The organism is Mesorhizobium sp. P3_A8, assembly GCF_056402995.1.
This window is the reverse complement of the sequence record NZ_JBFUGI010000004.1, coordinates 428,210-454,543: the sequence shown is the minus strand read 5'-3', so window position 1 is coordinate 454,543 and position 26,334 is coordinate 428,210. Positions and strand designations below refer to the sequence as shown.

The 26,334-nt window shown below is 61.8% G+C and carries 24 protein-coding genes; 13 read left to right on the top strand and 11 right to left on the bottom strand.

Annotated features, from left to right (window positions below; translation table 11 throughout):
* Positions 1 to 13 precede the first annotated feature (13 nt).
* The 6 genes from AC1DX4_RS12955 (at position 14) to AC1DX4_RS12930 (ending at position 5,627) form a co-directional block, all read left to right on the top strand.
* The gene (locus AC1DX4_RS12955) at positions 14 to 385 is read left to right on the top strand and encodes a DUF779 domain-containing protein (RefSeq protein ID WP_477220681.1); all 372 of its coding nucleotides are present in this window, start codon (positions 14 to 16) and stop codon (positions 383 to 385) included.
* A 32-nt stretch (positions 386 to 417) separates the two neighbouring features.
* Entirely contained in the window at positions 418 to 792 is a 375-nt protein-coding gene (crcB, locus tag AC1DX4_RS12950; protein ID WP_477220680.1) for a fluoride efflux transporter CrcB, read from the top strand.
* 61 nt (positions 793 to 853) lie between these two features.
* Positions 854 to 1,834: an RluA family pseudouridine synthase gene (locus tag AC1DX4_RS12945; RefSeq protein ID WP_477220679.1), complete on the top strand. Its 981-nt coding sequence runs from the start codon at positions 854 to 856 to the stop codon at positions 1,832 to 1,834.
* Positions 1,835 to 1,881: 47 nt separating this feature from the next.
* A complete protein-coding gene (locus AC1DX4_RS12940; RefSeq protein ID WP_477220703.1) occupies positions 1,882 to 2,754 on the top strand; it encodes a DMT family transporter in 873 nt (290 codons plus the stop codon).
* Positions 2,755 to 2,766: 12 nt separating this feature from the next.
* Positions 2,767 to 3,558, top strand: coding sequence for an ATP12 family chaperone protein (locus AC1DX4_RS12935; RefSeq protein ID WP_477220678.1), 792 nt, complete (start codon positions 2,767 to 2,769; stop codon positions 3,556 to 3,558).
* Between the two features lie 182 nt (positions 3,559 to 3,740).
* Complete coding sequence (locus AC1DX4_RS12930) at positions 3,741 to 5,627, top strand: MFS transporter (RefSeq protein ID WP_477220677.1); 1,887 nt, start codon at positions 3,741 to 3,743, stop codon at positions 5,625 to 5,627.
* Between the two features lie 81 nt (positions 5,628 to 5,708).
* Here AC1DX4_RS12930 and AC1DX4_RS12925 read toward each other — a convergent pair whose 3' ends face one another.
* Positions 5,709 to 5,900, bottom strand: coding sequence for a DUF2735 domain-containing protein (locus tag AC1DX4_RS12925; protein WP_258583893.1), 192 nt, complete (start codon positions 5,898 to 5,900; stop codon positions 5,709 to 5,711).
* A 316-nt stretch (positions 5,901 to 6,216) separates the two neighbouring features.
* Between AC1DX4_RS12925 and AC1DX4_RS12920 the strand changes: the two genes are divergently transcribed.
* Positions 6,217 to 7,257, top strand: a complete 1,041-nt coding sequence (locus tag AC1DX4_RS12920) for a glutamine synthetase beta-grasp domain-containing protein (protein WP_477220676.1) — start codon at positions 6,217 to 6,219, stop codon at positions 7,255 to 7,257.
* Positions 7,258 to 7,374: 117 nt separating this feature from the next.
* On the opposite strand, the gene AC1DX4_RS12915 is transcribed toward AC1DX4_RS12920, so the two are convergent.
* Both AC1DX4_RS12915 and AC1DX4_RS12910 read right to left on the bottom strand, forming a co-directional pair.
* A complete protein-coding gene (locus AC1DX4_RS12915) occupies positions 7,375 to 8,538 on the bottom strand; it encodes a DmpA family aminopeptidase (protein WP_477220675.1) in 1,164 nt (387 codons plus the stop codon).
* Positions 8,539 to 8,570: 32 nt separating this feature from the next.
* Positions 8,571 to 9,173: a TetR/AcrR family transcriptional regulator gene (locus AC1DX4_RS12910; RefSeq protein ID WP_477220674.1), complete on the bottom strand. Its 603-nt coding sequence runs from the start codon at positions 9,171 to 9,173 to the stop codon at positions 8,571 to 8,573.
* Positions 9,174 to 9,320: 147 nt separating this feature from the next.
* Between AC1DX4_RS12910 and AC1DX4_RS12905 the strand changes: the two genes are divergently transcribed.
* Entirely contained in the window at positions 9,321 to 10,742 is a 1,422-nt protein-coding gene (locus AC1DX4_RS12905; protein ID WP_477220673.1) for an APC family permease, read from the top strand.
* A 671-nt stretch (positions 10,743 to 11,413) separates the two neighbouring features.
* Here the strand turns inward: AC1DX4_RS12905 and glnA are convergent.
* Complete coding sequence (gene glnA / locus AC1DX4_RS12900) at positions 11,414 to 12,823, bottom strand: type I glutamate--ammonia ligase (protein WP_477220672.1); 1,410 nt, start codon at positions 12,821 to 12,823, stop codon at positions 11,414 to 11,416.
* 61 nt (positions 12,824 to 12,884) lie between these two features.
* Positions 12,885 to 13,223: a P-II family nitrogen regulator gene (locus AC1DX4_RS12895; protein WP_006205430.1), complete on the bottom strand. Its 339-nt coding sequence runs from the start codon at positions 13,221 to 13,223 to the stop codon at positions 12,885 to 12,887.
* A 357-nt stretch (positions 13,224 to 13,580) separates the two neighbouring features.
* On the opposite strand from AC1DX4_RS12895, the gene AC1DX4_RS12890 reads away from it, so the two are divergent.
* Both AC1DX4_RS12890 and AC1DX4_RS12885 read left to right on the top strand, forming a co-directional pair.
* The gene (locus AC1DX4_RS12890; protein WP_477220671.1) at positions 13,581 to 15,119 is read left to right on the top strand and encodes an NAD(P)H-hydrate dehydratase; all 1,539 of its coding nucleotides are present in this window, start codon (positions 13,581 to 13,583) and stop codon (positions 15,117 to 15,119) included.
* Positions 15,116 to 17,122, top strand: a complete 2,007-nt coding sequence (locus AC1DX4_RS12885; RefSeq protein ID WP_477220670.1) for a hypothetical protein — start codon at positions 15,116 to 15,118, stop codon at positions 17,120 to 17,122. The genes AC1DX4_RS12890 and AC1DX4_RS12885 overlap by 4 nt, the downstream gene beginning before the upstream one ends.
* 40 nt (positions 17,123 to 17,162) lie before the next feature.
* Here AC1DX4_RS12885 and AC1DX4_RS12880 read toward each other — a convergent pair whose 3' ends face one another.
* The 3 genes from AC1DX4_RS12880 to AC1DX4_RS12870 form a co-directional block, all read right to left on the bottom strand.
* Positions 17,163 to 18,695 (bottom strand): acyl-CoA carboxylase subunit beta, encoded by a 1,533-nt coding sequence (locus tag AC1DX4_RS12880; RefSeq protein ID WP_477220669.1) that lies wholly within the window; start codon positions 18,693 to 18,695, stop codon positions 17,163 to 17,165.
* Between the two features lie 121 nt (positions 18,696 to 18,816).
* The gene (locus AC1DX4_RS12875; RefSeq protein ID WP_477220668.1) at positions 18,817 to 19,125 is read right to left on the bottom strand and encodes an addiction module antidote protein; all 309 of its coding nucleotides are present in this window, start codon (positions 19,123 to 19,125) and stop codon (positions 18,817 to 18,819) included.
* Positions 19,122 to 19,412 (bottom strand): type II toxin-antitoxin system RelE/ParE family toxin, encoded by a 291-nt coding sequence (locus AC1DX4_RS12870; RefSeq protein ID WP_477220702.1) that lies wholly within the window; start codon positions 19,410 to 19,412, stop codon positions 19,122 to 19,124. Before AC1DX4_RS12870 ends, AC1DX4_RS12875 begins: the two co-directional genes overlap by 4 nt.
* A 445-nt stretch (positions 19,413 to 19,857) precedes the next feature.
* On the opposite strand from AC1DX4_RS12870, the gene AC1DX4_RS12865 reads away from it, so the two are divergent.
* On the top strand, positions 19,858 to 21,282 hold the full coding sequence (locus tag AC1DX4_RS12865; RefSeq protein ID WP_477220667.1) for a DEAD/DEAH box helicase: 1,425 nt from the start codon (positions 19,858 to 19,860) through the stop codon (positions 21,280 to 21,282).
* Between the two features lie 106 nt (positions 21,283 to 21,388).
* Here AC1DX4_RS12865 and AC1DX4_RS12860 read toward each other — a convergent pair whose 3' ends face one another.
* Both AC1DX4_RS12860 and AC1DX4_RS12855 read right to left on the bottom strand, forming a co-directional pair.
* Entirely contained in the window at positions 21,389 to 22,363 is a 975-nt protein-coding gene (locus tag AC1DX4_RS12860) for an alpha/beta hydrolase (RefSeq protein WP_477220666.1), read from the bottom strand.
* A 93-nt stretch (positions 22,364 to 22,456) separates the two neighbouring features.
* Positions 22,457 to 23,278, bottom strand: coding sequence for an SDR family oxidoreductase (locus AC1DX4_RS12855; RefSeq protein WP_477220665.1), 822 nt, complete (start codon positions 23,276 to 23,278; stop codon positions 22,457 to 22,459).
* A 326-nt stretch (positions 23,279 to 23,604) separates the two neighbouring features.
* Here AC1DX4_RS12855 and AC1DX4_RS12850 point away from each other — a divergent pair, with 326 nt between their 5' ends.
* Both AC1DX4_RS12850 and AC1DX4_RS12845 read left to right on the top strand, forming a co-directional pair.
* A complete protein-coding gene (locus tag AC1DX4_RS12850; RefSeq protein ID WP_477220664.1) occupies positions 23,605 to 24,639 on the top strand; it encodes a cysteine synthase A in 1,035 nt (344 codons plus the stop codon).
* Positions 24,639 to 25,382 (top strand): alanyl-tRNA editing protein, encoded by a 744-nt coding sequence (locus AC1DX4_RS12845; RefSeq protein ID WP_477220663.1) that lies wholly within the window; start codon positions 24,639 to 24,641, stop codon positions 25,380 to 25,382. The genes AC1DX4_RS12850 and AC1DX4_RS12845 overlap by 1 nt, the downstream gene beginning before the upstream one ends.
* 51 nt (positions 25,383 to 25,433) lie before the next feature.
* On the opposite strand, the gene AC1DX4_RS12840 is transcribed toward AC1DX4_RS12845, so the two are convergent.
* Positions 25,434 to 26,291, bottom strand: coding sequence for an alpha/beta fold hydrolase (locus AC1DX4_RS12840; RefSeq protein WP_477220662.1), 858 nt, complete (start codon positions 26,289 to 26,291; stop codon positions 25,434 to 25,436).
* Positions 26,292 to 26,334: the final 43 nt, after the last annotated feature.

The following is a 26,334-nucleotide window of genomic DNA, read 5'->3' as shown; positions in this document are numbered from 1 at the left end:
ATGGAGGAGTGCCGTGCTCGACAAGGTTTCGCTTGGGAAAGTCTCGGCCACGCCGGAGGCCAGAACATTCCTGGCTGAAATCATCGCCGACCATGGGCCGGTGCTGTTCCATCAGTCGGGCGGCTGCTGCGACGGCTCCTCGCCGATGTGCTACCCCCAGAGCGATTTCATCGTCGGCGACAATGATGTCATGCTGGGCGAGATCGGCGAAACACCGGTCTACATCAGCGCTTCGCAATATGAGGTCTGGAAACACACCGATCTCATCATCGACGTCGTGCCGGGCAGGGGCGGCATGTTCTCGCTCGACAATGGGCGCGAGAGGCGGTTTCTGACGCGTTCAACTGTGTGTGCGATCGCATCGCCCTCGGCGGGAGGGGATTGACGTCACCGCCCTTGCACGGGCAGTAGACGACGATGTTCAATCTGCTTCTCGTGGTCGTCGGCGGCGGTATCGGCGCCGGCATCCGCCATCTCACCAACATCGGCGCGTTGCGCCTCGTCGGCTCCAACTACCCCTGGGGCACGATGGCGATCAACATTGTCGGCTCCTTTGCCATGGGCTTGTTCATCGCTACCCTGGCCCGCCGCGGCGGGTCGAACGAAGTCAGGCTGTTTGTCGCCACCGGCATCTTTGGCGGCTTCACCACCTTTTCCGCTTTTTCGCTCGATTTCGCGACACTGTGGGAACGCGGCGCCACGCTGCCGGCTTTTGGATATGCGCTGGCGAGCGTCATTGGCGCCATCATCGCCCTGTTTCTGGGACTTTGGCTCGCAAGAAGCCTGCCTTAGTGCTATTGCCGCGCCAAGCGCAGGCCGAGCCCTGCTTTGGAAACGGATAAGCGAAGAAAAAATGGCAGGCGTTGAACAGATCACGGTGGAGGCCGGCGAGGCGGGCATGCGGCTCGATCGTTGGTTCAAGACCCATTTCCCGGGCCTTGGTTTTGGCCATCTGCAGAAGCTGCTGCGCTCTGGCCAGATCCGCGTCGATGGCGGCCGGGTCAAGGCCGACAGCCGTGTCGAGCCTGGCCAGGTGGTGCGTGTTCCGCCGCTCGAGGTCGACAAGAAGGGCGAGAGCGCGCTGACCGGTCACTCGATCCGCAACCAGGGCGATGCCGACGTCCTGGCGAAAATGCTGATCCATGAGGACCCGAAGGTTTTCGTCTTCAACAAGCCGGCGGGCCTTGCGGTGCAGGGCGGTTCGGGCGTCACCCGCAACGTCGACGACATGCTGGAAGCCTGGCGCAACCAGAAGGGTGAGAAGCCGCGGCTGGTCCACCGGCTCGACCGCGACACGTCGGGCGTGCTGGTCGTCGCCCGCTCGCGACTGGCCGCCATGAAGCTGTCGGAGGCGTTCCGCGCCCGCGAGACCAAGAAGACCTACTGGGCCCTCGTCAAGGGCGTGCCGCCGAAGCGCGAGGACAAGATCTCGACCTGGCTGATCAAGGAGCCGACCGAGGACGGCGACCGCGTGCGGGTGGCCGCGCATGGCGAAAAAGGCGCCGACCACGCCGTGTCCTACTACCGCATCATCGAGCAGGCGGCGCAAACCATGACCTGGCTGGAAATGGAGCCTTATACGGGCCGAACCCACCAGCTCCGCGTCCATGCCGCCCATATCGGCTGCCCGATCATCGGCGACCCGAAATATTTCGAAGCCGATACCAACTGGGATTTTCCCGGCGGCATTCAAAACCGCCTGCATCTGCACGCGCGCCGCATCATCATTCCGCATCCCGACAAGGGCGTCATCGACGTTACAGCGCCGATGCCGCCGCATATGCGTCAGAGCTGGAACCTGATCGGCTTCGACGACGCCAGCGCGGAGGACTGAGCTTGAGCGGCGCCACCGACGCGCTCGATCGGCGCGACACAGTCGACATGGCCGCCGCCGCCATCATGGTCGGCCTGACCTTTTCCTGGGGCCTGAACTACGTCGCCGCCAAGATCTCCTACGCTGGCTACGACCCTGTCTTCCTGTCGATCGCGCGCTCGGTCATCGGCGGCTTCTGCGTCTTCCTCTGGTGCCGCTGGCGGGGCATCGCGCTGTTCACGCGCGATGGCACGTTGCTGGCCGGTATCGCGGTTGGCGTGCTTTTCGGCGTCGAGTTCCTTTGCCTCTATGTCGGCCTGGAGCATACGACCGTTGCCCGCAACACGCTGCTGGTCAACTCCATGCCGTTCTGGATGCTGATTGGCGGTCACTTCCTGCTTGGCGAGCAGATCACCATGCGCAAGTTCCTCGGCCTGCTGCTGGCCTTCGCCGGCCTTGCCGCCGTCTTTTCCGACAAGCTTGGCGGCGGCGGGGACATGCTGTTCGGCGATCTGCTAAGTCTCGGCTCCGGATTCTTCTGGGCCTTGACCAACATCCTCATCAAGCGATCCAAACTGGTTGAGGCGAGCGCCGAGAAGCTGCTGCTCTATCAACTAGCCGGCGCGGCGATCGTTGGCCTGTTGGTGCTGCCGCTCGCCGGCCCGCCGGTGCGCGATCCCTCGCTGTTGCCGACATTGGCGCTGCTTTTCCAAGCGATCTATATCGTCGCTTTCACCTATGTCTTGTGGTTCTGGCTGCTGCGCCGCTATCCGGCGTCCGGCCTGTCCAGTTTCACCTTCCTGTCGCCGGTTTTCGGCGTGCTGTGCGGCGCGATCATCTTGAATGAACCGCTGACCGTTCGCATCTTCCTGGCACTCGGCCTGATTGCCGCCGGCCTGATCATCGTCAACCGGCCGGCTCGCAAGCTGACACCGGTGTGAGAGAGACTTTTCATGCGTGATATTCTCAACGACCTCGAAGCGGGCAAGTATCTTTCCGATCCGGATCCGGTGCGTCGCGCCCAGATTCAGATGAAGACACCGCAGCCCAAGCGCTTCTACAAGACCGTTTCGGTTGCGCCGGCAGAGGGCGGTTTTGCCGTGCATCTCGACGGCAAGCCGGTGCGCACGCCGGGCAAGGCGCTGCTGGCGCTGCCGACCGAGGCGGCAGCAGTGCTGGTGGCCGAGGAATTCGCTCAACAGGGCGAGACGATCAATCCGGTGACGATGCCGGTGATGCGGCTGGTCAACACCGCCATCGATGGCGTCGCCAGCGATCCGCAGGCGGTGCTGGAAGACATACTGCGTTTTGCCTCATCGGACCTGCTCTGTTACCGCGCCGACGCACCGGAAGGGCTGGTCGAGCGGCAGAACGAGCAGTGGGATCCGGTCATCGATTGGGCGCGCGCCGCACTCGGGGCTCGCTTCAACCTGGCCGAAGGGATCATCCATGTCGAGCAGCCGCGCGAGTCGATCGCCGTTCTCGGCAGTCATCTTGCTCAGCGCGCGGAACCGCTGCGGCTGGCCGCCATCCACGTCATGACCTCGCTGACCGGTTCGGCGCTGCTGGCGCTGGCCGTCGACTTCGGCGAGCTCGACACGGAGGCCGCCTGGGCCGCCGGCCATGTCGACGAGGATTGGCAGATCGAGCAGTGGGGGCAGGACGCCGAAGCCGTCGCGCGCCGTGCTGCCCGCAAGCGCGATATGGTGGCTGCGGTCAGCCTTCTCGAAGCGCTCAAGGCCTGACCTCAGGCCCTACCGCACTGCACCTAATACCAAAGTCATAATCCCATCGTCGCTCTGCCTTCGGCGAGCGCTTTCTGTCATTTTTTCCGTGATGGCTCGGCATTTCTGAGTCCGCGTTCGGAGGAGAGCGCGGACATTGGCGCCTGGCATCGAGGACAGGGTCTCACGGGAGGACAACTTCAATGGCAATTGCATCGACCGCCGGCGGAACCAGCCGCGGCATGACGCGGGAAGAGAAGAAGGTCATCTTCGCTTCCTCGCTGGGCGCGGTTTTCGAATGGTATGATTTCTATCTCTATGGTGCGTTGGCGGGCGCGATCGGCTTGACCTTCTTCAACGCGTTTCCCGAGAACACGCGCTACATCTTCACGCTGCTGGTTTTCGCCGCCGGCTTCATCGTGCGCCCGTTCGGCGCGCTGGTGTTCGGCCGCATTGGCGATCTCGTCGGCCGCAAATACACATTCCTTGTCACCATCATGATCATGGGCCTTTCGACCTTCCTGGTCGGCCTGCTTCCCGGTTCGGAGAGCTGGGGCATCGCAGCGCCCATCCTGTTGATTGCGCTGCGCATGCTGCAGGGCCTGGCGCTTGGCGGTGAGTATGGCGGTGCTGCGACCTATGTCGCGGAGCATGCTCCCGACGACCGCCGCGGCTTCTACACCTCATGGATCCAGACGACGGCCACACTTGGCCTTTTCCTGTCGCTGATCATCATCCTGATCGTGCAGAATTCCTTGAGCAAGGAGGCTTTCGCGGCCTGGGGCTGGCGCGTTCCATTCCTGGTCTCGGCCATCCTGCTCGGCGTCTCGGTCTGGATTCGCCTGTCGCTTTCGGAATCGCCGACCTTCAAGCGTATGAAGGAAGAGGGCAGAGGCTCCAAGGCGCCGCTGACGGAAGCCTTCGGCCAGTGGAAGAATGCCAAGATCGCCATTCTGGCGCTGTTCGGCCTTACCGCCGGCCAGGCCGTCGTCTGGTACAATGGCCAGTTCTACGCGCTGTTCTTCCTGGCCAATGTGCTCAAGGTCGATGCCCAATCGGTCAACATCATGATCGCCATTGCGCTGGCGCTCGGCACCGGCTTCTTCGTCTTCTTCGGCTGGCTGTCCGACAAGATCGGCCGTAAGCCGATCATCATGGCCGGCCTTGCGCTGGCGGTCGTCACCACCTTCCCGCTGTTCAAGGCGCTGACCTGGGCCGCCAATCCCGCTCTAGCCACCGCGCAGCAGAACACGCGCGCCACGGTGACCGCGGCACCGGGGGATTGCGGCTTCCAGTTCAACCCGACCGGAACACGTGTTCCTGTCAGCTCGTGCGATATCGCCACCGATTTCCTGGCCAAGAACTCGGTGCCGTATGACATCGTCTCGACGGCGGCGGCGGGAACGCCGGCCAGCGTCAAGATCGGCAACGAAACCGTGCCGTCCTATGACGCCAAGGCCGCCGGCGACAAGAAAGCTGCGAGCGATGCTGCTTTCAAGAAGGCGATCAACCTCTCCCTGCAGGATGGCGGCTATCCGCTGAAGCGCGCTGCTGCCAAGGTCGCCGACCAGAAGCTCGACGCCTTTGTCGCGGCCAATCCCGAACTGAAGCTCGACGCGGCAGCTATCCGCGCCGGCGAAAAGACCGCGGTGCCTACCGAGCAGGCAATCAAGGACAAGGTGCTGACGAAGGACGAAGCCGCCGGCGCCACCGAGGTGACCGTCTACAGCGTTCCGGGATCGGGTGCGTTCTCGATGTTTGCCGACCCTGCCCAGGTCAACTGGGCCAAGGTCATCGGTATCCTGTTCATCCTCGTTCTCTACGTGACCATGGTTTACGGGCCGATCGCGGCGATCCTGGTCGAGATGTTCCCGACCCGCATCCGCTACAGCGGGATGTCGCTGCCCTACCACATCGGCAATGGCTGGTTCGGCGGTCTGCTGCCCGCGATCGTGTTCGCGTTCAGCGCCTACAAGGGCGATATCTACTATGGCCTGTGGTATCCGGTGGTGATCGCGGCGATGACGCTGATCATCGGCATGATCTTCGTCAAGGATACGCTTGGCACCGATCTGCACTCGAAGGAGTAGCCGACGGATCATCGGTCAACAAGAAAGCCCGGCGTGATCGCTCACGCCGGGCTTTTCGTGTCTGAGACCTGAAGAAGCGGATCAGCTCTTGCGCTGATTTTCTTCCTCGACGGCCGCTTCGTGATACCAGCCGTCAAAATCGGCGTGCGTGTTGCGCAACGAGGCCAGCTCTGCCGCGAATTTCGCCTTAACGCCTAAATTTGAGGCAGAGTTGCGCGCTGCCAGAGGGAACATCAGAATTTTTGCCGACGGACGGGAGTGGACGACTTCCATGAGCGGTCTCCTTTCTTCTTCTTGAGCTTTTCGATTCAGCTTTCCCAGAAGATAGGTCCTGCGAGTCATTTAGGCAATATGCCTACGAAAAGATCATTAAATGCCTAATATTTATGCATTATCTGGGTTTGATCGATATGGACCCAGTGATGAGACGGCTGAGTAAATTCAGCGCAATATCGTGGCCATTTTGCCGCACCCGTCGACACCGGAGTGGCACACGAATTGCATTTTATCAATCGGCAGCGCCGGCTGCTGACGGCAGACGCGTGTCGACGCCGTTTGGTGTTCGGTGAACAAGCAACGAGAGGCTAGAATGACGAAATACAAGCTCGAGTACATTTGGCTCGATGGGTACACCCCGGTCCCCAACCTTCGCGGCAAGACGCAGGTCAAGGAATTCGCCGAATTCCCGACGCTGGAAGAGCTGCCTCTGTGGGGCTTCGATGGTTCCTCGACGATGCAGGCCGAGGGCCACAGCTCCGACTGCGTCCTGAAGCCGGTCGCGGTCTATCCGGACCCGACCCGCACCAATGGCGTGCTGGTCATGTGCGAAGTCATGATGCCGGACGGCGTCACGCCGCATGCCTCCAACAAGCGCGCAACCATCCTCGACGACGAGGGTGCCTGGTTCGGTTTCGAGCAGGAGTATTTCTTCTACAAGGATGGCCGCCCGCTCGGCTTCCCGGAGACCGGCTATCCCGCACCGCAGGGCCCGTACTACACCGGCGTTGGCTACAAGAACGTCGGCGATGTCGCCCGCCAGATCGTCGAGGAGCATCTCGACCTTTGCCTCGCCGCCGGCATCAACCATGAAGGCATCAACGCCGAAGTGGCCAAGGGCCAGTGGGAATTCCAGATTTTCGGCAAGGGCTCCAAGAAGGCCGCCGACCAGATGTGGATCGCCCGCTACTTGCTGCTGCGGCTTACCGAAAAATACCGCATCGACATCGAGTTCCACTGCAAGCCGCTCGGCGATACCGATTGGAACGGCTCGGGCATGCATGCCAACTTCTCGACCGCCTATCTGCGCGAAGTCGGCGGCAAGGCGTATTTCGAATCGCTGATGGCGCAGTTCGACAAGAACCTGATGGACCACATCGCCGTCTACGGTCCGGACAATGACAAGCGTCTGACCGGCAAGCACGAGACCGCGCCATGGAACAAGTTCAGCTATGGCATCGCCGACCGTGGTGCGTCGATCCGTGTGCCGCACTCCTTCATCAAGAATGACTACAAGGGCTATCTGGAAGACCGCCGCCCGAACTCGCAAGGCGACCCCTACCAGATCGCTTCGCAGATCCTGAAGACCATCTCGGAGGTTGCGACCGACGCGAAGGTCTCGGCCGCCGCCTGATTGTTTCGCGGCGCGGATCGCAAGGTCCTCGCCGCAACCGGAACTCGATAACAAAAGCCCTGGCGGGAAGTCGCCAGGGCTTTTTCGTGCTTGTGAGGGCTGGTCCGTCTGCCGATGTCAGTCGGCGATGACGCCACGCGCCTTGAGCGCCGCCAAAACCTTGGCATGCGGCAAGGCAGGGCTGCGGTTGCCGTCGCGGCCGGTCATGTCGCTGTTGGCGACCAGCGCGTTGAGCACGGCCTCCTCGGTCGCCTGCACGACGGCTGCATAGAAATCGTCCATGCGCCCCCAGGGGATGAAGTCCATGCGGCTGTAGCTCTCCTCGCTCGCTGGACCTTTCGGGAAGCGACCGTTGAGCGCGTCGCGGTTGGCGGTCGAGAATGCGAGAAAGATGTCGCCGGAGAAATGCGAGCCGGTGGTGCCGGTCCGCGCCAGGCCGAGCGGCACGCGCCTGGCCAGCGCCTTGCATTGGCCAGGCAAGAGTGGCGCATCGGTGGCGATGATGCCGATGCAGGAGCCAGCGCCCGTCGGGCCGTCGCGAAAATACGACTCCATCGGGTTGTCGTCTGCCAACTGGTCACCCAGCGGTACGCCGGCGATGGTGAGTTCACGGCGCGAGCCGAAATTGGCCTGCAGGAAGACGCCGACCGTGTAGGAGCGATGGCCGTCGTCGACGATCCGCGAGGCCGTTCCCGAGCCGCCCTTGAAGGCATAGCAGTTCATGCCCGTGCCGCCGCCGACCGAGCCTTCCTCGATGCGCCCGCTCGCGGCATTGTCGATCGCGGCAATAGCGTGATCGACCGTGACATGCGAGCCGTTGATGTCGTTGAGATAGCCGTCCCAGGTTTCGGCCACCACCGGCAGCAGCCATTGCTTCGCGACGTCGGGCTTGTTCTGGGCCACCCAGTCGATGACGCCGCGGTGGCAGGGGCCGATCGCATGGGTGTTGGAGATCAGGATCGGCAGGCTGATGCTGCCGGCCTCCTCGATCCACGATGCGCCGGTCATCTCGCCATTGCCGTTGAAGGAATGATAGCCGGCGGCGCAGGCGACGCCGACGCCGTCATGGCCGAACGGCAAAATGGCCGTCACGCCGGTGCGCACCGGTCCTTGTCCATCGAGCTTGCCTTCACCCTTGATGATCGTGGAGTAGCCGACCAGGACACCGTCGACATCGGTGATGGCATTGGCGGGGCCGGGCGTCCCTTGCAAGGGAATGGCGAGCGCGCGGGCCCGCGCCTTGCCCGCTGGCGTGGTGGTGTGGGTCGGCAATTGGTCCATGCTTGGGGTTTGCTCCGTTGATGTAAGCCGGCTCAGCGAAGGCTGGAGCCGGTCGCAAGCTCGGCGTAGCTGGTCAGGATTGCCAAGGCCGAAGATTGATCGACTGCAGGCACAACGTTGACGAGATGCAGCCCCAGGCCGTCCTCGAGCACCACCAGGCTGCGCGCGATCGTCTCGCTGGTCGCCGCCAGTTTGAAGATGCCGGTGGCCGCGCCCGCTTCCAGGATGCCGACATAGATCGACACCTGCCGCTCGAACAGCGTGATCTGGCGGGCGGCATAGCTCGGATCCGAACGCGAATACGCGCCGAGCTCGAGCAGTAGACGGCAGAGCTGGTCGTCCGTGTCGGTTGGCAGTCCGTTCTCGATCATCGTTTTCAGCCGCAGCCTGGGATCGGCGATCTCGGCGACCGACGCCGCGCGTATCGTGCAAAACCGCTCGACAGCCTTGCGCTGCACATCGTCCAGCAGGTCCTTCAGGCCGGGATAATAGTAGAGCAGGGCGCTCGAACTCATCCCTGCTTCATTAGCGACGTCGCGCAGCGTGACGCCGGCAAGGCCGCGCCTGGCGATCATCGATTCTGCCGCCGCGACCAGGGTAAGGCGGCGATCGGTCTGAGTTTTGGGTCGTCCCATTTCTGTTTCCTGAATGTAGTTCAGTTTAAAACTGGCGTACGAAATTTTGCAAGCACCGATGCCCCATATTTGTTGACGATATCTGACTCCATCGATAGGTTTCGCCGCGGAGAGTAATTTTTATCATATTAAAAAAAGGGGAGGACGATGTCTACAAACGAAGCAACAACAGGGGCGGCCGCCAAGGCTGCGCCAACCGCCAAGGGACTGGACCGGGCGCTCAATGCGCTGGGTACGCTGATGATCGTGCTGTCGGCCGTGACACCGGCATCCTCGGTGTTCATCATCGTGCCGGGCGTCATCGCGCTGGCCGGCACCGGCTCATTCCTGAGTTTCGTCATTGCCGCCGTCATCGGGCTGTTCATGGCTTTCGTCTATGCCGAACTGTCATCGGCCTATCCGATGGCCGGCGGCGAATACACCATGATCGGCCGCACGCTCGGCCGCTTCTGGGGCTTTGTCACGCTGGTGCTGGTGTTCGTCTCGATTGTGCTGATCGTTGCCGTCATCGCGCTCGGCGTCGGCACCTATCTCGGTGTGCTCATTCCCAATCTCAGCCCGCAATGGGTCGGCGTGGTGACGATCGCGCTGGCCGGCACGGTCGCGGCAATGCGCATCAAGCTCAATGCCTTCGTCACCGGCATCTTCCTCGGCATCGAAATGTTGGCTCTGTTGGTCCTGACCGGGCTCGGCTTCGCTCATGTCGAGCGGCCGTTGTCGAGCCTGTTCACGTCGCCGCAATTGCTCGATGCCACCAACACGCTGGTGCCGGCGTCGGCCGGGGTCATCCTTGCGGCCACCGCTGTCTCGCTCTTTGCCTATAATGGCTATGGCGCGGCCGCCTATTTCGGCGAGGAGACGCAGGACGCCAAACGCAACATCGGCAAGGTTGTTGTCTGGGCGCTGTTGATCACCGTCGCCGCGGAACTGATACCGCTGACCGCCGTGCTTCTGGGTTCGCCCGACCTGGCGGGACTGCTCGCAGCGCCCCAGAAAATAGAATACTTCCTCGAAGCGCGTGGTGGCCATGCGCTGACGGTGATGATCAGCCTTGCCATCGCGGTCGCCATTTTCAACGCGGTCATCGCTATCATCCTGCAGGCGGCGCGGCTGCTGTTCAGCTCCGGCCGCGACAAGACCTGGTTCGGCCCGATCAATGCCGCGGTCGCTTCCGTCCATGGCAGCTACGCCTCGCCATGGATCGCCACCATCGTCGTGTCGGTGCTGGCGGCGGTCGCCTGCTTCATCGACATCAACCTTTTGCTGGTGGTCAGCGGCACGTCGCTGGTGGTGATCTATGCGCTTCTGTGTGTGGCGGCGTTTGCCGGGCGCCGCAACGGCACCACGGCTGGCGGACACTACCGCATGCCCTTGTTTCCGGTGCCGGCCATCCTCGCCTTCGTGGCGCTGGTCTATGTCGCCTATCAGAACCTGCTCGACGCCGCCTTCGGCCGCCCGAGCCTGATCGCGACGCTGCTGATCATGGTCGTGGCGGCGATCTACTATGTGCTGGTGCTCGCCAGGCGAACGGACTGGAACCTGCACGGCCCGGACGAACTTGCCGGATAGGCGTCACCCTCCGACGATCTGTCCGTGCGAGAACCCCGGCCTTCGTCGGGGTTCTTTTTGCCATGCTGGCCCGGCGGACCGAATTCCCCCAAAAAAAGTCAGGTTGAAAAGGATCCGACAAATTCACCAGGCTGAGAGGCTTTTGGTTGACACCAATAGCCGCCACGGGTGGCATGCTGTTCCGCGTTCCCCGAAAAAGCCCGGAAAACGGCCTGTTTCAGCTCGTCCGTACACCAATGATCAGTTATATAAGCCCCTGTTCATACATCGAAATTGGCGTTCGATACCTACGGCCCGCGGCGTTGACAGATTGCACCGCAGCATGCGTATTCGGGCCTTGGGGTTACGCCAAAGCGATGCTGTTCGAACGGGGCGGGGTTTCTTGAACGACGGCATTGGCGGGGGCGCCGGACGAGCGGGCATTGCAGCCTGAGGCAGTGTGCCGCTCGCTCCTGGCTTTTTGGCGCGCTCAAAATGCCCACCCGTTTGCCGTGATTTGCGGCTTCTGCCTGCGGCCACGGCCCCAGCTATAAACGGTCCTTAAAATCAGAAGAGATTGCCAGCTTGCTGTGTGGCCGGCGCGCGCTATCCATCGCAAGAGCCGTGGGCAGCAAAAAGCCCTTGAAGGCGGAAATCCTTCAAGGGCTTTTCGACGCTATCCGTCCGGGATCTTAGACCGAATAGTACATGTCGTACTCGACCGGATGCGGGGTCATTTCGAAGCGCATCACCTCAGCCATCTTCAGTTCGATGTAGCTGTCGATCTGGTCGTCGTCGAAGACGCCGCCAGCCTTCAGGAAGCCGCGGTCCTTGTCGAGGCTCTGGAGGGCTTCACGCAGCGAGCCGCAGACGGTCGGGATCTTCTTCAGCTCCTTCGGCGGCAGGTCGTAGAGGTCCTTGTCCATCGGCTGCCCCGGATGGATCTTGTTCTTGATGCCGTCGAGACCGGCCATCAGCAAGGCGGAGAAGGCGAGGTAGGGGTTCGCGCCCGGATCGGGGAAGCGAACCTCGACGCGCTTGGCCTTCGGCGACGAGCCGAACGGGATGCGGCAGGAGGCCGAGCGGTTGCGTGCCGAATAGGCGAGCAGCACCGGCGCTTCATAGCCAGGCACCAGGCGCTTGTAGGAGTTGGTCAGCGGGTTGGTGAAGGCGTTGATCGCCTTGGCGTGCTTGATGACACCGCCAATGAAGAAAAGGCAGCTCTCCGACAGGCCGGCATATTCATTGCCGGCGAAGGTCGGCTTGCCGCCCTTCCAGATCGACATATGGACATGCATGCCCGAGCCATTGTCGCCGAAGATCGGCTTCGGCATGAAGGTTGCCGTCTTGCCATAGGCGTTGGCGACCTGGTGCACGACGTATTTGTAGATCAGCATCTTGTCGGCATTGCGCACCAGCGCGTCGAACTTGATGCCAAGCTCATGCTGCGCTGCGGCCACCTCGTGGTGATGCTTTTCGACGCGCACGCCCATTTCGGCGAGCACGGTCAGCATCTCGGAGCGCATGTCCTGCGCGCTGTCGATCGGCGGCACCGGGAAATAGCCGCCCTTGACGCGCGGGCGGTGGCCGAGATTGCCGGTCTCGTAGTCGGTGTCGTCATTCGACGGCAGTTCGGTGGAGTCGAGCTTGAAGCCGGTGTTGTAGGGATCGGCCTTGTACTTGACGTCATCGAACACGAAGAACTCGGCTTCCGGGCCGACATAGATGGTGTCGCCGATGCCTTCGGCCTTCATGTAGGCCTCGGCCTTCTTGGCCGTGCCGCGCGGGTCGCGGTTGTAGGATTCGCCCGAGACCGGGTCGAGGATGTCGCACAGGATGACCATGGTCGACTGCGCGAAGAACGGGTCCATGTGGACGGTGTCAGGATCGGGCATCAGCACCATGTCGGACTCGTTGATGGCCTTCCAGCCGGCAATCGAGGAGCCGTCGAACATGACGCCATCGGCAAACATGTCTTCCTCGACCTCGACGACATCCATCGTCACGTGCTGCAGCTTGCCCTTCGGGTCGGTGAAGCGCAGGTCGACGAATTTCACGTCGTTGTCCTTGATCTGCTTCATGATGTCTTTGGCTGTCGTCATGTCATGTATCCCTGTTTGATGACGTTTTTTGATGGATGACGTTTCTCAGAGGATGGCCGCGTCAGACGGCGTCCATGCCGGTTTCGCCGGTACGGATGCGTACGACTTCCTCGATATTGGAGACGAAGATCTTGCCGTCACCGATGCGGCCGGTCTGGGCCGCCTTGCGGATGGCTTCGATCGCGCCTTCGACCGCGTCGTCGCCGAGCACGACCTCGATTTTCACCTTGGGCAGGAAATCGACGACGTATTCGGCGCCACGGTAGAGTTCGGTATGGCCTTTCTGGCGTCCGAAGCCCTTGGCCTCGGTGACGGTAATGCCTTGCAGTCCGGCCTCCTGAAGCGCTTCCTTCACTTCGTCCAGCTTGAATGGCTTGATGATCGCTTCGATCTTTTTCATGTAAAAAGTGGCCTCCACTGCCAAAAAAACGGGTTGTGAGCCCCCGCTTGCGCCTCAATCAAGCACGAACTGTGCCAATCCGAGGGATTCGAAGCGGTCTCATACGATTTCGAAGCCATGCCGCACCTGGATGCAAATTCGCGTCATTCACTGCAACGGATGCGGCATGGGCTGCAAGAGCCTATACAGTGCCGTCATTTGCATCCGCGCAAAAACCAGGCAAGCTGCTCATATAATGGGCAATCTTGCGCCTGCGACGTGCATCCTGACGGTCTGGCGTCGGATCGCAACAACTCCTCCCCGTTTGCGTCGAGCCGAAAACTGGACAATGCTTGATCGAATGCGGATCGGCAATCCATGAGCGATGAACTTCTTACTTCCGCCGAAATGGGCGAGGCGGATCGGCTGACGATTGCCGCCGGCCCGCTCAACGGTTATGGCCTGATGCAGCGCGCCGGCGAGGCGGTAGCAGCGGTGGTCCTGGCGCGCTATCCCGCGGCGAGCCGCGTGCATGTGCTGTGCGGTCCTGGCAACAATGGCGGCGATGGCTATGTCGTGGCGCGCCTGCTGGCCGAAGCTGGCGTCAATGTCGCCGTATGGGCCGAGGGCAAGCAGAAGCCTGGGAGCGATGCGGCACTGGCTTCCGAGGCCTGCAACCTGCCGGTCAACCATCTGAATGATTTTCATCCTACAAAAGGCGAGGTCGTTGTCGACGCGCTTTATGGCGCCGGACTTTCGAAGAACCTCTCTCCTTACGCTCAGGCGGCTTCAGGAATTTGCGGAGCGGAGCAGGTACCGGTCGTGTCGATCGATTTGCCATCGGGCGTGTCCGGTGACACCGGATGGACCAGGGCCTATTTCCAAGCCGCAGTGACGGTGACTTTTGTACGGAAAAAGCACGGCCATCTGTTGATGCCAGGGCGCAGCCTGTGCGGCGAGATCATCGTCGCCGACATTGGCATACCGAATACGATCGTCGACCGGCTTAAGATCACGACATTTGAGAACACGCCGGACCTCTGGCTGCGATGGCACTTCCCGAGAACGGCGACCGACACACATAAATACAAACGCGGCCATGTGGGCGTTTTTTCCGGCGGACCATCGGCAACCGGTGCGGCGCGGCTGTCGGCGATGGCGGCGGCCAGAACGGGGGCAGGGGCGGTGACCGTGCTATCGCCCGCCAACGCCATGCACGTCAACGCTACGCATCTGACCTCGATCATGCTGCGCGCGGTGGATACTGTGGCTGACGCAGGCGAGTTCATTGACGAAAAGCGGCATACGGCGTTCGTTCTCGGCCCCGGATTTGGAGTCGGCGAAAAAACCCGCGATTTTGCCTTGCGGTTGCTCAAGCAAGACGAAGCCTACGATTTCGAACGCATGGGCTTGTTTGGAGGCATTGTACTCGACGCCGACGGTCTGACTTCGTTTCGCGACGCTCCAGATGCTCTTTTCGAAGCGGCACATCGAACCTTCGCACCTGCCTTGGTGCTGACGCCGCATGAGGGCGAATTCGCCAGGCTTTTTCCCGACATTGCCAAATCGAAGAAGCAGTCCAAGCTCGCCAAGGCCCGCGCCGCCGCAGCGCGTGCCAATGCAGTCATTGTCTACAAGGGCGCCGACACGGTGATCGCGGCGCCCGACGGCCGGGCGGCGATCAACGCCAATGGTGCGCCGTGGCTTGCTACAGCCGGCTCGGGTGACGTGCTGGCGGGCGTCGTTGCCGCACTACTGGCGCAGGGCATGCGGGCTTTCCAGGCTGCCTGTGCCGCCGTCTGGATCCATGCTGAAGCCGGCAGCCGGTTCGGGCCAGGATTGATTGCCGAGGATCTGCCGCTGGCCCTGGTGCCGGTGCTGCGCGAATTGATCGAAAGCCAGCCGGACCTTCGATGAGACGACTTGCTCTCCTTCTCACCACGCTCGTCATGGTCACCCTAGCGGCACAGTCGGCGAATGCCGCCGAAAATCCGGTGATGATCGTCGATGATCCGGCGGTGCTCGCCGCCCTCGATGCCAAGGGCTTTGGCTTCGCCGGCATTTTCGACGTCGATGGCGAGGACAACCTGAAGACACTCTATGACAAGGCGCCGGCCTATCATGCGATCGTCGATACCGTGGCATCAGACATCGCCGCGCTGCGCGCCGAGATGAAGGCCGGCGGGCGCACGCTCTATGAGGTGACCGACGGCAATGTCGGCCGCATCATGGACATGCGCTGGCTGAAGACCGGGGCGGCGCGCTTCCGGCTGGTCGGCGTCGTCAACCGGCTCGACCGGCATGATTTCGCTGCCCTGGAGGGCGACAAGAGCTGTGGCGAGGTGCGTTTCATCTATCGCCTGGCCTATAGTTTCAAGAAGGGCGGCAAGGTTCTGGCCTCGCGGCTGCCGTTCAACTTCAACGCCGTCTACAGTGCGGCAGCCGATGCCGATGGCGGCTGCGTCGGCGTAGCCGGGCGCTGGACGCCGCAGCTTGACGAGACCGTCGATGCCGGCTGGCTGACCGGCGGGCCGCTGGAGCGGGCCGGGCTCACCTTCAAGCAGCTCGAACTCAATGCGCAAGTGGTGCGCTTTCCCTCCGGTCAGGAGACTGAATTCGGTGGGCAGGCGGCCTATCTCATGCGGATCTTCGGCATCGAAGGCGCTGCGGTCAGCGAGAAGCCGCTGGAGAACACGCCGGACACAGCGCGGCTCTCGCAAGACGCGGCGCTGAAGAAAGAGCTCGCCGATTATGTCAGCGCCAACGTCGCGGCGATCGATCTCGGAGTCTACGAAATCCCCGACGCATTTCTGGCGAAAAAAATCATCTCATGGTCGACGTTCGGCAGCGCAAGACAGGCCAATCATCCGTTTACGCAATTATTCCAACCCAAGGAATTCGCATCGCTCGATTATTCCTCGCCGAAACTTGTGCGCACGCCGGAGGCGCTGGTCGAGCGCTTGGACAATGGCGCTTGCCAGGGCTGTCACCAGGCGGGTTCCACCGCCGGGTTCCACTTCATCGGCCTCGATGACAAGACGACATCGCCGCTCAACCGCATCGAAGTCGGCATCTCGCCGCATCTCCATGCCGAAATCCCCCGGCGCCAGGCCTGGCTGCGCGCAACGCAGGACGGCAAGCAGCCGAACCGCTACCGGCCGCTGTCCTTCGCGCCGCCTGCGACGTGGACCGATACCGGCGATGTCGATTACGTGCCGGCCGAGATGGCGATGCCATGCCTGATGCCGGACGACGCCAAGCGTTTCGGCGCGACCTGGCAATGCGGTGGCGGCACCGTCTGCACGCCGCTGGCGACAGCATCAGGCGTGCGCACCACGCTGGCGCAATGTCTGTTGCCCAAGGACAGCCCAAAAATGTTCTCCGGCCATCCCTGCCTGACCGGGTCGATTGCCAGCAATGCGACGCAGCCTTTCAATGACCGCTACAGCATCACGGGGCAGTTCGCGGCCTTTGCGCCGGATGTCTCGCGCGCCGCCTACACCTGCCGTCCGCCGAAGATCGGTGTGCCTGCAGGCATCGCCTATCGCGGTTGTGACGACAAGGACCGTGCCTTCACGGCCTTCAAGCCAGGCAAAGCGATGCCTTCCGAAATCTGCGGGATGGTCGGCGGAAAAAAATTCGACATCTGCGTGGCGACCAACAATTTCGACCAGTGCCTTGGCGGCGCCGTCAATCGCGGCAACCGGCCGGCCTGTGATGCCGAGCATTTCTGCCGCGAGGATTATATGTGCCAGTCAATGCCACCCGACACGCCGGGCATTTCGAAAGTGAAAGGCATCGGCTTTTGCTCGCCGACCTATTTCATTTTCCAGATGCGCATCGACAATCACGCAACACCTTGGGCGAGCCCTACCAGCGCCTCCAAGGACGCGGGATTCGGCGCGGCGGAGGAGAAGTGAGGGCCCGACAGCTACCTCTGACAGACGCCCATCGGCCGCCTCACAGCGGGATGTTGTCGTGCTTCTTCCAGGGGTTCTGCATGTCCTTGTTGCGCAGCATCCTGAGCGCGCGCGCAATGCGGCGGCGGGTCGAGTGCGGCATGATCACGTCGTCGACATAGCCGCGCTCGGCGGCAACGAATGGCGATAGGAAGCGATCCTCGTAAGCCTTTGTATGGGCTGCGATTTTTTCCGCGTCGCCGATGTCCTTGCGGTAGATGATCTCGACCGCGCCCCTGGCGCCCATCACCGCGATCTGCGCCGTCGGCCAAGCATAGTTCATGTCGCCGCGCAGATGTTTCGACGCCATCACGTCATAGGCGCCGCCATAAGCTTTTCTGGTGATGACGGTGATCTTCGGCACGGTTGCCTCGGCATAGGCAAAGAGCAGCTTCGCACCATGCTTGATCAGCCCGCCATATTCCTGCGCGGTGCCGGGCAGGAAGCCTGGGACATCGACGAAGGTGACGATCGGGATCGAAAAACAGTCGCAAAAACGCACGAAGCGCGCCGCCTTGCGGCTGGCGTCGGAATCGAGCACGCCGGCCAGCACCATCGGCTGGTTGGCGACGAAGCCGACCGTGCGGCCCTCGACGCGCCCGAATCCGGTGACGATGTTTTTGGCAAAGCTCTGCTGGATTTCGAAGAAGTCGCCTTCATCGGCGACCTTCAGGATCAGTTCCTTGATGTCGTAAGGTTTGTTGGCGTTGTCGGGGATCAGCCGGTCCAGCGACGGATCATGGTCGGTGACCGACTGGTAGCATTCGATCTCAGGGGTTTCCGATGTGTTCGATGCGGGCAAGAAATCGACCAGCCGGCGCATCTGCAACAGTGCCTCGACATCATTGTCATAGGCGCCGTCGGCGATCGAGGATTTCGTCGTGTGCACGGAGGCGCCGCCAAGGCTCTCGGCCGTCACCGTCTCATTGGTGACGGTCTTCACCACATCCGGCCCGGTGACGAACATGTAGGAGGTATCGCGCACCATGAAGATGAAGTCGGTCATGGCAGGCGAATAGACGTCGCCGCCGGCACACGGGCCCATGATCACCGAAATCTGCGGAATGACGCCGGAGGCCAGCACGTTGCGCTGGAAGATTTCGGCGTAGCCGCCAAGCGCCGCCACGCCTTCCTGGATGCGCGCGCCGCCGGCGTCGTAAATGCCGATGATCGGCGCACGGTTGCGCAGCGCCATCTCCTGCACCTTGATCACTTTTTCGGCATGGGCTTCCGACAGCGACCCGCCGAACACTGTAAAATCCTTGGCGAAGAGGTAGACCGGACGGCCATTGACCGTGCCCCAACCGGTGACGACACCATCGCCGGCGATCTTGGTCTTCTCCATGCCGAAATCGGTCGAGCGGTGCTCGACATACATGTCGAATTCCTCGAAGGAGCCTTCATCGAGAAACACCTCGATGCGCTCGCGCGCGGTGAGCTTGCCCTTCTTGTGCTGAGCGTCGATGCGCGTCTGGCCACCACCCATGCGGGCGATGTCGCGCCGGCGCTCGAGTTCCTTGAGTACATCCTTCATGGCCGATCTCCCGAGCAGGCTGCATTTCGTGGTAATGGCACCCGCAGGAGAGTGCAAGCGCAGCGGATCGATGCTCAAACGCTAGTCAACCCACGAACGCCTCAAGCAACTTGTTGGCGTATTAACCGGCTAGCCTGGGCTCTGCAGATACGGCCTCCGCCGTCAATCTGAGCCCGAGCGCCTTCATGACGCCAAGCAGCGTTGACAGCTTCGGATCGCCCTTGTCGCTCAGCGCTTTGTATAGCGCCTCACGCGTGACGCCGGCATCTTTGGCGATCGATGTCATGCCTCGTGCCCTGGCAACGTTGCCGAGTGCATGGGTGATGATGGCAGGATCACCGTCTTCGAATGCCGCTTCGATATAGGCAAAGATAGCTTCCTCACTGTCGAGGAATTCAGAAGCGTCCCATTTGGTTGTATCGATGATCATTTGACCCCCTTCGCCATGCTGATGGCTTTTTTGATGTCAGCTTTTTGCGATGACTTGTCGCCGCTGCAGAGCAGAATGATAATCGTGTTGCCGATCTTTACGAAATAGACGCGGTAGCCTGGGCCATAGTCGACCCGCAATTCCCCGATGCCATCGAAAAACTTGGCATCGCCGAGATTGCCAAGCTCAACGCGGTCGATCCGAATCTGAATGCGCGCCTTGGCCCGGGTGTCCTTGAGAGACTTGAACCAGTCGGCGAACTCGGCAGTTTTGCGAACTTCGATCATCGGCATTTGTAATCCAAAGTTCACAATCAATCAAATGAAATGTGAATTGTAGTTCACGGATTGCTCATATGCGTGTGCGTCGCCCGTCGGGTATGACGACGAACTCCCTTCATATCAGCTTATCAAGGGCCGTTTTGCTGCGCTGCAACATGACGCCCCTTGCATTCGGGGGCGAACTCAGCCATATGCAGCCCATAGGCGCTTGGGCCGGGAGATTCCGGCCTTCTCGACAAATGAGACTGGTTGCGTCTGTTTTCCCTCTTCCCGACAAATCGGTAAGGCGGCGAAAAAGCCCCGTGGCATGACGCCTGCGGGCACGACAGCGCAGCCGAGTGGACGTTGACGTCCGCCCGCCTTGTCGTTTCATATCAAATTTTTCGACGGCAGGTTGCGCCCTGCCGCCATCGATGTTTGCGGCCACGGAGCCGCGTGAAAGAAGATTATTTTGACCAACGAAAACACATTGCCCGGCAACGTCACTACGGAACTCACCGGTTTCGCGGCGCTGGGAATTACGGGTGCGCTGCTCAAGGCCACCCACAATGCCGGCTTCAGCGAACCGAAGCCGATCCAGATGCAGGCGATCCCGCCGCAGCTGGAAGGCCGTGACATTTTCGGCATCGCGCAGACCGGCTCCGGCAAGACCGCGGCCTTTGCGCTGCCGATCCTGTCGAAGATCATCGCGCTCGGCACCAAGCGGCGCGCCAAGACGGCCCGTGCGCTGATCCTGGCGCCGACGCGTGAGCTTGCCGTGCAGATCGAAGACACCATCAAGATCCTAGCAAAAGGCCAGCATGTCTCCACCGCACTCGTGCTGGGCGGCGTCTCGCGCTTCAGCCAGGTGAAGAAGGTTGCGCCCGGCGTCGACATCCTCATTGCCACACCCGGCCGGTTGACCGACCTGGTGCGCGAGGGCGACCTCATACTCTCCGACACCAAATGGCTGGTGCTGGACGAGGGCGACCGCATGCTCGACATGGGCTTCATCAACGACGTCAAGCGCATCGCCAAGGCGACCGCGCCTGATCGCCAGACGGCGCTGTTTTCGGCCACCATGCCGGACGAGATCGCGGAACTGGCCAAGGGCCTGTTGAAGAACCCCGTCCGCATCGAAGTCTCGCCGCACAGCACCGCGGCGGTCGAAATCTCGCAGGGCGTCGTCTTCGCCCGCACCAAGCAGAAGCGCCAGGTGCTGTCGACGATGCTCGCCGACGAGGCGATGAAGTCCGTCATCATCTTTTCGCGCACCAAGCATGGCGCCGACCGGGTGACTAAGGACCTCGAGCGCGACGGCTTCAAGGCCGCCGTCATTCACGGCAACAAGTCGCAGAACGCCCGTCAGAAGGCGCTCAACGATTTCCGTGAGGGATCTGTGCGCATTCTGGTCGCGACCGACATTGCCGCACGCGGCATCGACGTCCCCGGCATCAGCCATGTCGTGAACTTCGACCTGCCCGACGAGGCCGAAAGCTACGTCCACCGCATCGGCCGCACCGGCCGCAACGGCATGGACGGCATTGCGATCACGCTTTGCGATCCTTCGGAAAACAGCAAGCTGCGTCAGGTCGAGCGCATCATCCGCACCAAGCTGCCGATCGTTGCCGACCATCTCGGCAGCCCCGATCCGCAGCGCAATCCGGCTGAAAAGAACGAGCGCTTCGAGCCCGCCAATGATCGCAACGACCGTAACGGCCGTCGCGACGGCAGGCGGCCGGGCGGAGAGAACAAGGGCAACGGCTTCGGCAAGAAGCGCTTCGGCGACAAGCCGGCCTTCGCCGGTGAGCGCAAGCCGGAAGGCGGCAAGCCAGCCTTCAAGGGCAACAACAAGCGCCGCTTCGGCGGCAAGCGGCCGGCGGCGCGGGCTGCGTAAGCCAGACCGCGTTGTCATCAGCCAAGCCTTTGGGCCTGGCTGGTTGCCGTGATTGATAAGAAGAGGGCGGCTGAAGCGATGCTTCGGTCGCCCTTTCGTTTGACCCTTACTTCGCCACCGCCTCGACCCAGACGGCGATTCTCTGCGCCAGGAACGCCGTGGTCGATGGCGACAGCACATCGCCGGCAATGACATGGTTGTCCGGGTCGCCGGTGCTTTCGATGGGCACCAGCTCATGCGCGCCACCCCAACGCCCGGCGATCTCACGTGTGCGGTCGGGCCGGACCACCCTGTCCATATCCGAGAAGATGAACAAAGCCGGGATGGTTGCCTTCTCCACCGGCGCCCCATAGGCAAGTTCCGTCAGCGCCTGCATCGGCAGCGTCGCGGCAACCGGATATTTGGTGGTCCAGAATTTTTCGTGCAGTGCGTTGCGCGCCACGAAGCTGCGCTCCTTGCCGATGACGAGTTCGGCGATCTGTTTACCCCACGGCATGGTCAGGAGCTCGGCGCCGGAGGCCTTGACGCCGAAATTGGGTGAGATGAACGCGATCGCGGCCACGCCATCCGATGCGCCCGGCTGCGTTGCCGCCCATACCGCCAGCGAGCCGCCGGTCGAGGTAGAGATGACGATCACCTTGTCACCGATCGCCCGGCCGATGGCGAGCGCCTCCTCATAATCGTTGATCCAGGCATTGACGCTGCCTTGCGTCATCGCCGCGCCGTCCTGCCCGTGGCCGGTGAGACGGGTGTAGAACAGGTTGGCGTCAAGCTGGTCGGCCACCTCATCGGGCAGGGGGCGGACCTCGCCCTTCGAAGCCGAAAAGCCGTGGATGTAGACGATCGACAGCGGCGTCCTGGCGTGCACCATCGGGTTGGCCCAGACGATCTCCTTCTCCAGCCCGTCGCGGATACCGGGAACGGCGGCTTCCACCTTTGCCACATAGGCCTGCGGATCGTCACCGATGACGGAAGGATCGAAACGGATCGTGGTGTCGACGGGAACGCGGGGACCAAGGACGAAGGCCAGAGCAAGGACGGCGATCAGGCCCAGCACAGCAAGCACGATCCGTCGCCCCATCGCAGACTCCACGCAACAACAACGAACCTATGGCGGCGGCCATGAACAGGCAACGGCCGCTTAGGCAGCCAACCCACCAATCCTGTGCGCATCCTATTCGTTGGGCAGCTTACGCTCGTAATGCAGCGGTCGGGCCTTCCAACTGGTCATCAAGATGATCACCCATCGGGTGACCGGCCTCGGCAACAGGCTGAGAAATTTCAGCGGCCAGCTCGTCCGGTACGGAAAGGTGACTTCGAAGCCGCCGGATTTGATTGCCTTCACCATACGGCGTGTCGCTCGACTGACCGGCATCAGGCCTGGCATTGGCAGCATGTTCTTTTCGGTCAGCGGCGTGTCGACAAACCCGGGGTTTATCACCTGGACTCGGATGTTCATCTTGTCGAAATCATACTTCAGCGACTCGGCCAGGATGTTGATTGCCGCCTTGGTGCCGCCATAGGCGGCAGTGGTCGGCCAGCCGAAATAGGCGGTGACCGATCCGACCAGCACGACATGGCCGCGCGCCCGCACGCGCATATATTCCACGACCGGCACCAGCCCGTTGATGATGCCGAAATAATTGACCTCGAAGGAGCGGCGAAAGTCCTTGACGACGAGAGCCTCTCCAGGCGTCGAAATGTAGTTTCCGGCATTGAAGACGGCGAGAACGATGGGGCCGAGTTCCTTCTCGATCGCGGCCACCGTCTTTTCCATGCGCGGCGCGTCGGTGACGTCGCAGGGAAATGCCGTGACGCTGCCCGGCATCTGCGCGGTCTCGACGATGAGCGTGTCGATAGGATCGTCGTCCAGCGCCGTTACCGCCACCGCATAGCCTTGAGACGCCAGGTCCCTGGCCAGCGAGCGGCCAATGCCGCTCGAGCCGCCCGTGACCCAGGCGACGCCGTGTTTCGGATCGGCCCGATAGAGTGTCATGCTGCGCCCTGCCGAGTTTGTTGGTGCCTTGCTCTAGAGCGGTTCACCGTTTCACGGAAACGTTGAACAGCTCTATTCTTTGTTTGGAGCAATTCCGGACGGAAAACCGCTACGCACTTTTCCTGGAATTGCTCTAGCGGTGAAGAAATCGAATGAAAAGAGTGCTTTTCGACGTTGGGTGCAAATGAACTGTAGGATATTCGTCCGCTCGCGAGGACGCCCATGCACCGTGGTGCCGGAAATGCGACTGGACCAGACGAATTCTTGCCTTGAAACCGAAGCTTCGGGTTTCTAGGGTTTCGGCGTACGCACACAAGGAATCCTGAATGCCCCGTTCTGTGATCGACGCGATCGGCAACACGCCTCTGATCCGCCTCAACAAAGCTTCCGAAGAAACCGGTTGCGAGATCCTGGGCAAGGCCGAATTCATGAATCCGGGGCAATCGGTCAAGGATCGCGCCGGCCTGTTCATCATCCGTGACGCCGAACAGCGCGGCCTGTTGAAGCCGGGCGGCRTCATCGTCGAGGGAACGGCCGGCAACACGGGCATCGGGCTGACGCTGGTCGCCAAAGCGCTGGGCTACCGCACTGTCATCGTCATCCCTGATACGCAGAGCCAGGAAAAGAAGGACACGATCCGGTTGCTCGGCGCCGAGCTGATCGAGGTGCCGGCGGTGCCCTACAAGAACCCCAACAATTACGTGAAATTGTCGGGACGGCTGGCCGAACAGATGGCCAGGAGCGAGCCGAACGGCGCCATCTGGGCCAACCAGTTCGACAATGTCGCCAACCGCGACGGCCATATCCGCACCACGGCGCAGGAAATCTGGGCCCAGACCGGCGGCAAGGTCAACGGTTTCGTCTCGGCGGTCGGTTCCGGCGGCACGCTTGCCGGTGTTGCCATGGGGCTGAAGGCCAAGAGCAACAATGTGAAGATCGCGCTTGCTGATCCGCTTGGGGCCGCGCTCTACAGTTTCTACACCAGCGGCGAATTGACGTCCGAGGGCAGTTCGATCACCGAAGGCATCGGGCAGGGGCGCATAACCGCCAACCTCGAAGGGTTCACGCCGGACTTCTCCTTCCAGATCAGGGATGAGGACGCGCTGCCGATCGTCTTCGACCTGATCCAGGAAGAGGGCCTTTGCGTCGGCGGTTCGACCGGCATCAACATTGCCGGCGCCATCCGGCTGGCCAGGGAATTGGGCCCCGGCCACACCATCGTGACCATTCTTTGCGACTATGGCACGCGCTATCAATCGAAGCTGTTCAACCCGGAATTCCTGCGCGAGAAGGGCCTCCCGGTGCCGGGCTGGATGGAGCTGAAGAGCAAGATTTCGGTGCCTTTCGAAAAGGTCGCGTGATGGCGCACAAGACCGAAGCGCTGTTTCGCGACGATGCTTATCTCAGCACGGCGGATGCGACAGTCATTGCCATCAATGATCGTGGCGGCATCATCCTCGACCGCACGATCTTCTACGCCACCTCGGGTGGCCAGCCGGGAGACGCCGGCTATTTCGAGCGCGCCGATGGCAGCCGCATCGCCATCGCCGCCACCATTACCGGTGAAACCAAGGACGAGATCATCCATGTGCCGGCGCCGGAACAGGCGGCCTTTGCGGTTGGCGAGAAGGTGAAACTCGCCCTCGACTGGGAGCGTCGGCATCTCCTGATGCGCATGCATGCGGCCTGTCACCTGCTTACAGTCGTTTGCCCGTTTCCAATCACGGGTGCTGCTGTTTCCGAGGACGACAGCCGTGTCGATTTCGACATTCCGGACGCCAGCTTCTCGAAGGAAGAGGTGACCGCGGGCCTGATGGATTTGGTGCGCGCCGATCATCCGATTTTCACCAGGCTTATCAGCGACGAGGAACTCGCCGCGAACCCTGGCCTGGTCAAGTCCAAGAACGTCCGGCCGCCGGTCGGCACCGGCAAGATCCGCCTGGTCTGCATCGGTGAGAATGGCGCGGTCGATAGCCAGCCCTGCGGTGGCACGCATGTGAAAAGCACTGGCGAAATCGGCGAAATCCACATCGGCAAGATCGAAAAGAAGGGCCGTGAAAACAGGCGCTTCCGCATTCGCTTCGGCCCGATGCCGGCGGTTTGACGTCAGACAGCACTCGGCTTTCTGTAGTTGCTCAGGCGATCCTGAGACACCTTACGCAAGGTGGCGGAAACTGGAAAGTGGTCGCTCCACCCACGCTTCGATCTGCTCGGTGACAAACTTGGCTGCCTGATGGTGGATAAAGTGACCGGCGCCGGGCAGCGCCACCAGTGCGGTCACGTTATCGACCTCGCGAAAGGTCCCATCGAAAGCGCTGACCGGAACATAGGGATCGTCGGTGCCAAACAGCACCAAGGTCGGCGCCTTGACGAGTGGCAGTTGCCCCAGGCTCGGCACCTTGCCGAGCGGTATGTTAGCCCTGTAGTAGCCCAACATTGCTTCCGGACTGGATCGCCTGAGCGAGTCTGTCAGCGCCTGCCGGTCCTGCGGATCTGCGACCCAGGTGGCGAGCTCGTCGATGTCCAGCATCTGGGCTGCGCCCGGAGCCTGAAAGTGGCGTATGTATGCGATGATCTCGGCATTGGCAGGATCGGCAATGGAGTTCAGATGATTGCGCGGGTGCGGCGTCGAAAGCAGGACCAGATGGCGCACGACTTGCGGCGCGCGTATAGCCAACCACCACGCAATGATGCCGCCCCAGTCGTGGCCGACAATCGCGGCCTGGGTCAGCTTCTCCGCTGCAAGAACGGCCAGCACGTCGTTGACCAGGTCTGTCAGCACGTAGTTGCCATAACCTTGCGGCGCATCGCTTTGCCCAAAACCCCGCAGGTCGGGCGCGATCACGCGGTAGCGGCCGCAAAGCGCTTCCATCTGCCGACGCCAGCCCATCCCGTGATCCGGAAAGCCGTGCAGAAACACAATCGGCGGGCCTGAGCCCGCCGCCGTGTAGTGCAGTTTGACCGTGCCGTTTACGGCAAACTTGGATTCAAACGCCACTTCCCGTTCAGTCAATTGCAATCCATTCGACGCTGCAGTCCGAACCGAGTAGCCCGGA